The organism is Sphingomonas sp., assembly GCF_051962185.1.
Lineage (GTDB): Bacteria > Pseudomonadota > Alphaproteobacteria > Sphingomonadales > Sphingomonadaceae > Sphingomonas.
Genome location: NZ_JBQCCN010000250.1, coordinates 1 through 3,436 on the forward strand (window position 1 = coordinate 1; position 3,436 = coordinate 3,436).

At 68.1% G+C, this 3,436-nt stretch carries 5 protein-coding genes; 4 read left to right on the forward strand and 1 reads right to left on the reverse strand.

Features of this window, described 5'->3' with window-relative positions; translation table 11 throughout:
- The first annotated feature begins 166 nt into the window (after positions 1–166).
- Positions 167–1,279 carry a cell division protein ZapE gene (zapE, locus tag ACTHJR_RS16055; RefSeq protein WP_440524248.1) on the forward strand — a complete coding sequence of 371 codons (1,113 nt, stop codon included), beginning with the start codon at positions 167–169 and terminating at the stop codon, positions 1,277–1,279.
- Here the strand turns inward: zapE and ACTHJR_RS16060 are convergent.
- Positions 1,218–2,345, reverse strand: a complete 1,128-nt coding sequence (locus tag ACTHJR_RS16060; RefSeq protein ID WP_440524249.1) for an acyltransferase family protein — start codon at positions 2,343–2,345, stop codon at positions 1,218–1,220. The genes zapE and ACTHJR_RS16060 overlap by 62 nt on opposite strands.
- Positions 2,346–2,446: 101 nt before the next feature.
- Here ACTHJR_RS16060 and ACTHJR_RS16065 point away from each other — a divergent pair, with 101 nt between their 5' ends.
- From ACTHJR_RS16065 to ACTHJR_RS16075, 3 genes are all read left to right on the forward strand, one after another.
- A complete protein-coding gene (locus tag ACTHJR_RS16065) occupies positions 2,447–2,770 on the forward strand; it encodes a YbjQ family protein (RefSeq protein WP_440524250.1) in 324 nt (107 codons plus the stop codon).
- Between the two features lies 1 nt (position 2,771).
- Positions 2,772–3,050 carry a hypothetical protein gene (locus ACTHJR_RS16070; RefSeq protein WP_440524251.1) on the forward strand — a complete coding sequence of 93 codons (279 nt, stop codon included), beginning with the start codon at positions 2,772–2,774 and terminating at the stop codon, positions 3,048–3,050.
- A 144-nt stretch (positions 3,051–3,194) separates the two neighbouring features.
- The coding region (locus ACTHJR_RS16075; RefSeq protein WP_440524252.1) for a lactate/malate family dehydrogenase at positions 3,195–3,436 on the forward strand (242 nt) is incomplete at its 3' end.

Genomic DNA, 3,436 nt, shown 5'->3' on the forward strand with positions numbered 1-3,436 from the left:
CCCCGGGGCCTCGGCGCGGCGGGGGGGGGGGGGGGGGGGGGCTCGTGCGGGTGCTCCTTCCCCCCCCCGCGGGGGGGGGGGGGGCGCGGCCCCGCCCCCCCGCCACGGGCGACGCGCTTGCGGCACTGCCCCTCTCCCCAACCCTCTCCCCAAAGGGGAGAGGGAGATGACCACCGTCCTCCAGCAATACCACGCCCTGATCGCCGCCAACGAGCTCCGCGCCGATCCCGATCAGGAAGCCGCCGCCCGGCGCTTCGATCATCTCCAGCAGGAACTCGAAGCCCACCCCAAGCGGGGCTCGGTGCTGTGGCGCGCGCTCGGCCGCAAGCCAGACTCGCCGCGCGGCATCTACAGGTGGGGCGATGTCGGGCGCGGCAAATCGATGCTGATGGACCTGTTCTTCGGCTGTCTCGCGATCAACCGGAAGCGCCGCGTCCATTTCGCCGAATTCATGCTCGAAGTGCACCATCGCATCGCCGAGGAGCGCAAGAAGGAAGCCGGCGACCCGATCGCTCCCGTCGCGGCCGCGCTCGCCGAGGAAGCCCGGCTGCTCGCGTTCGACGAGATGATGGTGACCAACTCGCCCGACGCGATGATCCTGTCGCGGCTGTTCACCGCGCTGATCGAGGCGGGCGTGACCGTCGTCACCACCTCCAACCGGCCGCCCCGCGATCTCTACAAGAACGGCCTCAACCGCGAGCATTTCCTGCCCTTCATCGACCTGATCGAACAGCGGCTCGACGTGCTGCCCTTGAACGGCCCGGTCGATTACCGCCGGGACCGGCTCGGCCAGCAGGAGACCTGGCTGGTGCCCAATGGTCCGGAGGTGACGAAGGAACTCTCCGCGGCCTTCTTCCGCCTGACCGATTACCCGCCCGAGGACGCCGCGCACGTGCCCAGCGAGGACATTCCTGTGCAAGGCGGGCGCACGCTCCACGTGCCCAAGTCGCTCAAGGGCGTCGCGGTGTTCAGCTTCAAGAAATTGTGCGCCGAGGCGCGCGGCGCGGCCGATTATCTCGCGATCGCGCGGCGCTATCACACCGTGATCCTAGTCGGCATTCCCAGGCTGGGGCCCGAGAATCGTAACGAAGCCGCGCGCTTCGTCTCGCTGATCGACGCACTCTACGAGCACAAGGTCAAATTGCTCGCCGCCGCCGACGCCGAGCCGGCGCAGCTCTACGAGAAAGGCGACGGCCGCTTCGAGTTCGAGCGCACTGTCAGCCGGCTCGAGGAAATGCGGTCGGACGCGTATCTGGCACAGGGTCACGGAATCGACTGATCGCGACGGCGAGCGGCCGTCGGACCGCCGGCTCGATCGCCGTCGCGATCAGCCAAGCCAGCGCCAGCAACGCGATCAACGTCGCCGCGGCCGCGGCCGACAGCGACAGCCCCGCTCGTACTAGCGCGGCGAGCATCGCGGCGCCGAGATCCTGGTGCAGCAGATAGAGCGGATAGGTCATCAACCCGATCGTTCGCGCTGTCCCCGGATCGATCGCCCGCGCCAGTACCGGCTGAAGGCGCGCGGCGGCCAGCAACAGCACGAGCCCGGCGAGGAAGATCGCGATCGCCACGACCGCAGACGAGGCGACGCCGTGGGCGGCGCGCTCATGGACATGCTGTACGATCTCGATCGTCCCGACCGCGGTCAGCGCTATGAGCGCCGCGACCCGCGCTGGCGTGATGCCGCGGTCGATCGCAGCGATCAACATCCCGGTCGCGAAGAAGCAGCCGTGCGGCAGCAGCGTCAGTTGCACGGTACGGACCTCCGGCACGGTCGTCAGCGCAGGGCCGCCCGCCAGCCACGCGAGCCAGAACAAGGCGCTCGCCAGGCCGATCGCGGCACCGACGCGCTCGACTCGCCGCGGATTGCCCGCGCCGAGCGCGAACGCCACCAACAGATAGAAGACGAGCTCGACGCCGAGCGTCCAGAACGACCCGTCGATCTGGACGCCGACCGGCCAGAACGCCACCGAGCGCGACCAAGCGCCGGCGATGTCGCCCAATCCCGCCGTCGCGAGCGCTGCGGCGGTGATCGTCGCGCAGACCCAGGCCGCCGGCGCGAGTCGCAATGCGCGCCTGGCCAGGAAATCGCGCCGGTTGCCGGCCTGCGCCGACCGCGCGATCACGATGCCCGAGATGACGAAGAACAATTCGACGCCGATCCACCCGACGCGGGCGACAGGCGTTCCGGCGAAACCGGGCCCGGTCGCCGCCAGCAGCACCGCGCCGTGGGGACTGGGTGACAGCCAATAGGCGACGCCGAAATGATAGATGACGACCAGCATCGCGCAGGCGAAGCGCAGCGCGTCTATTGCGATGACCGTCTGCCCCTTGCGATCGCCCATGAAGCGGATGTGCCGCGACGTGCTTAAGATCGCGTGAAATCGCCACGCTGGCCATCGCCTTCCCCGCGCATTAGGCTCCGGCAAACAGCAGGAGGCGTCCGATGATCGTCACCACCACCGAAAACGTTCCCGGTCACAACGTCGCCGCCGTGCTCGGCCAGGTGTTCGGCGTCGTCGTCCGCAGCCGCGGGCTGGGCGGCAACATCACCGCCGGGCTGCGCTCGATCGTCGGCGGCGAGATTCCCGAATATACAAGGCTGGTCGAGGATGCTCGACGCCACGCGATCGACCGGATGGTCCAGAACGCCACGGTGATGGGCGCCAACGCCGTCGTCATGATGCGGTTCGACTCGGGGGAGATCGCGCAATCGATGAATGAGGTCGTCGCCTATGGCACGGCGGTCGTCCTCGACCCGGCGCCCTGATATGCTCCGCAACGTCGTCCTCGCGCTCGGTCTCGCCTGGCTGGCGGTCGGCACGTGGCTGACCTTGTACGACGCGGCCGGCTGGCCGATGCTGATCCTGCCCGCCGTCCTGGTCGCCGGAATCCTGTTCGAACGCGTGCATTATCGCGGCAATGCCAGCGAGCCGCTCGATCCCAATTGGCGCCCGACCAACGAACGATTCCTCGACGAAGCGAGCGGTCGCCCGGTCACCGTATGGTTCAACGCGGCGACGGGCGAGCGGCGTTACGCCGATGATTGACTCTCTATTGCTCTTGCGAACCAATTGCAGTACCGGATGTTAATTCGTCCCGTTTAGCGGTTGCTTCGGGACAGCCAAACGCCTAAGCGCCGTCGCGTTCCCGCGCGCCCGATGCGCGCGTCCACTCGCGCTTAGGAGTGTTTAATGGCCCGCAAGAAGATCGCGCTGATCGGCGCCGGCAATATCGGCGGCACGCTCGCCCATCTCGCCGCCCAGAAGGAATTGGGCGACATCGTCCTGTTCGACGTCGTCGAAGGCGTCCCCCAGGGCAAGGCGCTCGACCTCAGCCAGTGCGGCCCGATCGACGGCTTCGATGCGAAGATCAGCGGCACCAACGATTATGCCGATATCGCGGGCGCGGACGTCATCATCGTCACCGCCGGCGT

Bases quoted from the DNA above. Each gene is read 5' to 3' on its own strand.
- zapE (WP_440524248.1), top strand. From the start codon at position 167: ATGACCACCGTCCTCCAGCAATACCACGCCCTGATCGCCGCCAACGAG.
- ACTHJR_RS16060 (WP_440524249.1), bottom strand. From the start codon at position 2,345: ATGGGCGATCGCAAGGGGCAGACGGTCATCGCAATAGACGCGCTGCGC.
- ACTHJR_RS16065 (WP_440524250.1), top strand. From the start codon at position 2,447: ATGATCGTCACCACCACCGAAAACGTTCCCGGTCACAACGTCGCCGCC.
- ACTHJR_RS16070 (WP_440524251.1), top strand. From the start codon at position 2,772: ATGCTCCGCAACGTCGTCCTCGCGCTCGGTCTCGCCTGGCTGGCGGTC.